The following is a 5,475-nucleotide window of genomic DNA, read 5'->3' as shown; positions in this document are numbered from 1 at the left end:
CGACGTGGCCTCGATGCACCTGCCCAAGGCCAATCGGCTGGAGGAGGCTCGAAGCAGCGCCTACGATCTCAGTTGCCGTATCGTCGCCCGCGCCCAGCAGCAGGGCACGCTGCGCGACGATGTCACCGCGGAGGACATCGCCATTCTCATCTGGGCCAACACCCGCATCATCCAGGCGACCCGCAGCGTCGCTCCCCGAGCCTGGCAACGTCACCTCGGCCTCATGCTCGACGCCTTTCGTGCTGAACGGGCCAGCTCGTTGCCCGAGCCGCCGATGTGTCCGGCCGAGGTCTGTCAGGCCATGCTCACTCTTGGCGACTCCGGCTTCCCGGGTGGTTGACCACAGCTTCCGCTGTCGGGTATGGGTCGCGATTTCCTGGTTCTAACCGGGGCGCGAGGGGGAAGAGCGAAATAGATGACACTGGAGACACGTGGCCCGACCGTCGACGGTCGGATTGATGATTTTTTTGGTGTGGTGGATGCGGCCACAGCCGCGGTTGATCCGCATGGCACCGTCATCGCCTGGAGCGCGCCTGCAGGTCGGATGCTTGGTTATTCGCCGGATGAGATCGTCGGGAAGTCCGGGGTCGGCATCCTTGCCACCGACATTCCGGGCGCTTTGCGTCTGGCCGTGGCAGAGCAGCGGGGATGGAGTGGGCAGGTCGCTGTGCGTCACCGTAACGGCCGAATCCTGATTCTGACACTGTGTGCCTATCCATTGCTGGACGCTGCCGGCGGGGTTCAGTGGTTCCTGGTCGTCCCCGGAGCGGAGGGGGATCCGGGGAGCCCAGGGGATCCGGGGAGTCCAGGGGATCCGAAGGAGAATCCGTTCGCGCACGTGAACGATCGGACGATCGCGGACTGGGGGTTTACACAGTCCGAGCTTTTTATCGTGATCTACGATGCCGAGACTCGGTTCTGGCGGCTGAGCGTCGGCGCGAAATCCATGCTGGGCCTTGAGGAGGACGACCTACGCGGGCAGCCGTTCATGGATGCGCTGCGCAACCCCAGCTACGCGGGGTTTGCCGGGAAGCTGCGTCAGGTGGTGGAAACCGGTCGATCGGTGGTTTACGAGAACTATGTTCGAGCCCCCTCCGAGCCCCGCGACCACGCCTGGGCCACCAGCATGTCGCCGATCAAGAATTCGGACGGTCGAGTGCTGGGCGTGTTCGCCGCAGCCTTCGATGTGAGCGAGCAGTACTGGGCCCGGCAGCGGTTGGCCCTGCTCGACGATGCGAGCACCCGTATCGGCAGCACCCTTGACGTGACCCGGACCGCCCAGGAGCTGGCCGACATGGCCGTCCCCGCACTCGCGGACTGGGCCAGCGTCGATCTGCTCGATTCGGTGTACTACGGGGGTGAGCCGGCTCCCGGTCCGCTGGTCGGCCCGGTCGCCCTGCGTCGCGTCGCCCACCGATCCGTTGTCGAAGGCAGCGCGGAGGCTGTGATCAAGCTGGGGGAGGTGGACACCTATCCGGCCTTCTCGCCCCCGGCCCGATGCCTGGCAACCGGCCAGCCCATTCTGAACCGGATTGCCGACCCCGATGTCGCCCGATGGGTGGCAGGGGCCGTGGCCCCTCAGCACGGGTTCCATTCGGTGATGGCGGTGCCACTACGTGCCCGCGGAACGACCCTCGGAGTTGCGATATTCGCCCGACACCGGCGCCCGGAAGCCTTCGAGCAGGATGACCTCGTCCTCACCGAGGAACTCGGTTCCCGGGCTGCGGTGTCCATCGACAACGCCCGCCGTTATACCCGTGAGCGCACGACCGCACTCGCCCTTCAGCGCAGTCTGCTGCCACAACGGCTGCCCGAACAGAGCGCCGTCGAGGTCGCCTCCCGCTACCTGCCGGCCAGTTCCCAGGTCGGCGTGGGTGGTGACTGGTACGACGTGATTCCGATGTCTGGAACCAGGGTGGCCCTGGTGGTCGGCGACGTCGTCGGCCATGGTGTCCATGCCGCCGCGACCATGGGCCGGCTGCGTACCGCCGTCCGCACGCTGGCCGATATTGATCTTGAACCGGACGAGTTGCTCACCCGTCTGGACGACGTGGTCGTGCGTCTCGCCGCGGACTACGACGACACTGCGGGAAGTGTCCTTCCCTCGGACCGCGAGGCCGTCAACGAGATCGGTGCCACCTGTCTGTGCGCCGTCTATGATCCGGTGTCCCGTCTCTGCTCACTGGCGCGAGCCGGTCATCTCCAGCCCGCCCTGGTCACCCCTGATGGCACGGTCGATTTTCTGGACGTACCTGCCGGCCCGCCGCTCGGGCTCGGTGCTTTGCCGTTTGAGGCAGCCGAGGTCGAACTGCCGGCGGGCAGTCTGCTCGTCCTCTACACCGATGGGCTGGTCGAGTCCCGCGCGCATGACATCGATGTGGGGCTCGACGCGCTGCGCAGTGCACTCGCCCCGCCTCGGCCCACCGACGAACTCCCGCCCTCGTCGCCGGAGCTCTCGCCGTCGTTGGAGGCTACCTGTGACCGGGTGCTCAAAACCCTGCTGCCCGAACATCCCGCCGATGACGTTGCGCTGCTGGTTGCCCGCACCCGGGCTCTCGATGCGAGCCAGGTCGCCAGCTGGGACCTACCCGCTGACCCAGCCGTCGTCACCCACGCCCGGGCAGGGGCGTTGCGTACCCTCGCCGCGTGGGGGCTGGACGACGCCGCGTTCACCACAGAGCTGCTCGTCAGCGAGCTCGTCACCAACGCGATCCGTCATGCCCGGGGGCCCATCCAGTTGCGGCTGATCCGGGACACCGCCCTCATCTGCGAGGTCTCCGACGCGAGCAGCGCGGCCCCACACCTGTACCGCGCCCGAACCCTTGACGAGGGTGGACGCGGTCTGTTCCTGGTCGCTGCGCTCGCTGGGCGCTGGGGAACCCGCCAGACTCGCGACGGTAAGATCATCTGGGCCGAACAGTCTCTTCCCGCAGCCCGATGAGGCGAAATATGTGTGATGGGGGCTATCCGGGGCTTGTCGGACACCTCGCGTCTCGACCGGATATGCTTCCTCGTTGTGACCTGCATCGTCGGTCTTGAGTATGACGGCAGGGTGATCATTGGTGGTGACAGTGCCGGCGTGGCCGGCTACTCGATCACGGTCCGCGCCGACACCAAGGTGTTCCGCAACAGTGAGTTCATCATGGGCTTCACATCGTCGTTCCGGATGGGTCAGCTCCTGCGGTACAGCCTGGTTCCGCCCCTCCCGCAGACCTGGGACATAGATCGGTTCATGGCCACCGACTTCATCTCCGCGGTGCGCGACTGTCTGCGTGAGGGCGGCTATGCGCGCAACGAATCGGGTTCGGAGGAGGGCGGGGTGTTCCTGGTCGGCATCCGTGGCCGGCTCTACCGGATCGACTCCGACTTCCAGATCGGCCGCAGCATCGACCTGTACGATGCGGTCGGCTGCGGCGAGGAGTTCGCGCTCGGTTCCCTGTTCGGTAGTGCCCACCTCGACCCGCTGGAACGGGTGGGCCTCGCACTGGAGGCGGCCGCCTACCACTCCTCGGCGGTCTGCCCGCCGTTCCATGTCATGTCCAGCCCGGATTCTGACTGACAGCCATCCAGAGTCTATTGTGGATCTTTAACAGGCTCTTATGAACGGCGAATGATCAGAAACGGCGAATGATCAGGAACGCCGAATGCCACCACGCAGGATCGCGGAAATGGCGGCTCGCGGCCCGAGCGCCGGCTCGAAGGCGTCTGAGGCGGCCTTCAGAGCGCCGTACTCCACCTCGGTCAGCTCGATGTCGGCGGCGGCCACGTTGCTCTCCAGCTGCGCCACGGTGGAGGCGCCGGGGATCGCCACCACGTTCGGATGCCGGATCACCCACGCCAGCGCGATCTGTGCCGGGCTCGCGTCGTGTGCCGCGGCAACATCGCGCAGGACGTTGAGGACCGGCCGTACCGCGTCGAGGTTCTCCGGGAGGAACAAGGGATTCATCGCCCGGACCCGTGACGTCGGGCGATGCTCGCGGGTGTAGCGACCCGAGAGCAGACCCTGTGCGAGGGGACTGTACGCGATGATCAACCGATCGTTCTTCACCGCGTACGGCAGGAGGTCCCGCTCGACCTGCGGCCGCACAAGGCTGAACTGCACCTGGTTGGAGAGCACGGGCACACCCAGCGCCTCCTCGGCCGCCTGCCACCGCTCCAGCGAGTAGTTGCTGACCCCGACCGCGTCGACAAGCCCGACCCGCTGCAGCGCGGCCATACCCCGCATGGTGCTGGTGTCCGGGACCAGCGGGTTGGGCTGGTGCACCTGGTAGAGGTCGAGCTGGCGGACGCCGAGTCGGTTGGCGCTGGCAACCGCGCGTTGTTCGACGACCGGCGCGACCGGCAGCACCGGGAACAGCTTGGTGGCGACGACGGCCGTCTCGAGCGCGCCGGCCTCCTTCAGGGCGCCGCCCAGGATCCGTTCGCTGCGTCCGAACGCGTAGACCTCGGCCGTGTCGAAGAACGTCACACCGAGTTCGAGCGCCCGCCGGACGATCGCCGGCGCCTCACTGGCCGCGTAGGCTGCGCCGTAGCCCCACTCCCGGGAGCCGAACTGCCATGCGCCCAGCCCGATCGCAGAGATCTTCTTTTTCGTGGTTACTCCATCGACGTACCGCATGACTCCAGTGAACGCTGTGCGGAGCCGGCGCGCGACCCGGTTGCGCCGAACACGTCCGTAATCAGAGCTGCTACCTTCCTTGAAGTTTCCCGAGGGGAGGGAAGCGTGAGCGGAGACAGGATCGTTCGGTCGGCAGCCTGTCGGCCTGTCAGGTTGCGGACAGGCTGGTCTTCCGATGGGGCGCAAGGCTGACAGACCGGATGCGAGGCAGGCTGTACCGGCGCAGGCTGTACCGGCGCAGGCTGTACCGGTACCGGCTGACCCGACGCAGACTCACCCGGTACCGGCTGGCAGGAAGGGCGAAGGAGAGCACGGTGGTCCAGCAGTTCAATCGTGGGCAGAAGAGCCAGCTGTCCGCGATCACCCCCGGCACTGACCTCTACATCGGCATTGGGCTCGCCGCGCCCGGCCTGACCTGGGACGTGTCCTGCTTCGGGCTGGACGCGAACGACAAGCTGTCCGACGACCGGTACTTTGTCTTCTTCAACCAGCCCACCTCGCCCGAAGCGTCGATCCAGCTACTGGGCGAGCAGGCCGGTGACATCCAGTCGTTCCGGGTGACGCTGGAGAAGGTGCCGGCGGGTATCGACAAGCTGTCGTTCTGCGCGGCGATCGACGGAGCCGGGGCCGCGTCCCAGATCTCGTCGGGTTATTTCCGGATCGTCGTCGGTGGCAGCGAGGTCCTGCGTTACGCGTTCAGCGGCGCGGATTTCACCAGCGAACGCGCCGTCATGATTTGTGATCTCTATCGTAAGGGGGTCTGGCGGGTCGCGGCGGTCGGGCAGGGCTTCGACGGCGGGCTCGCCGAGCTGATCCGGTCCTTCGGCGGGGATGTGGAGGACACGCCGGCCCCACCA

At 66.7% G+C, this 5,475-nt stretch carries 4 protein-coding genes and 1 pseudogene; 4 read left to right on the top strand and 1 reads right to left on the bottom strand.

Annotated features, from left to right (window positions below; translation table 11 throughout):
• The 3 genes and pseudogenes from U9980_RS11970 to U9980_RS11960 form a co-directional block, all read left to right on the top strand.
• Positions 1–340 (top strand): annotated as a pseudogene (locus U9980_RS11970) (TetR/AcrR family transcriptional regulator); the annotation flags it as partial.
• Between the two features lie 75 nt (positions 341–415).
• Positions 416–2,941, top strand: coding sequence for a SpoIIE family protein phosphatase (locus U9980_RS11965; protein WP_322767970.1), 2,526 nt, complete (start codon positions 416–418; stop codon positions 2,939–2,941).
• A gap of 75 nt (positions 2,942–3,016) precedes the next feature.
• Entirely contained in the window at positions 3,017–3,559 is a 543-nt protein-coding gene (locus U9980_RS11960; protein WP_322755084.1) for a hypothetical protein, read from the top strand.
• 72 nt (positions 3,560–3,631) lie between these two features.
• Here the strand turns inward: U9980_RS11960 and U9980_RS11955 are convergent, their stop codons facing one another.
• Positions 3,632–4,618 (bottom strand): aldo/keto reductase, encoded by a 987-nt coding sequence (locus U9980_RS11955; protein ID WP_322755073.1) that lies wholly within the window; start codon positions 4,616–4,618, stop codon positions 3,632–3,634.
• Between the two features lie 314 nt (positions 4,619–4,932).
• Between U9980_RS11955 and U9980_RS11950 the strand changes: the two genes are divergently transcribed.
• Positions 4,933–5,475 (top strand): TerD family protein (locus tag U9980_RS11950; protein WP_322767973.1); only part of this gene is annotated, 543 nt, incomplete at its 3' end.

The organism is Protofrankia sp. Cr1 (assembly GCF_963555865.1).
Taxonomy (GTDB): domain Bacteria; phylum Actinomycetota; class Actinomycetes; order Frankiales; family Frankiaceae; genus Protofrankia.
Note: the sequence above shows the minus strand (reverse complement) of the source record. Positions and strands in the feature narration are given on the sequence as shown.

What these genes read in the sequence shown, in the direction of transcription:
- U9980_RS11965 (WP_322767970.1), top strand. Translation starts at nt 416, where the DNA reads ATGACACTGGAGACACGTGGCCCGACCGTCGACGGTCGGATTGATGAT.
- U9980_RS11955 (WP_322755073.1), bottom strand. Translation starts at nt 4,618, where the DNA reads ATGCGGTACGTCGATGGAGTAACCACGAAAAAGAAGATCTCTGCGATC.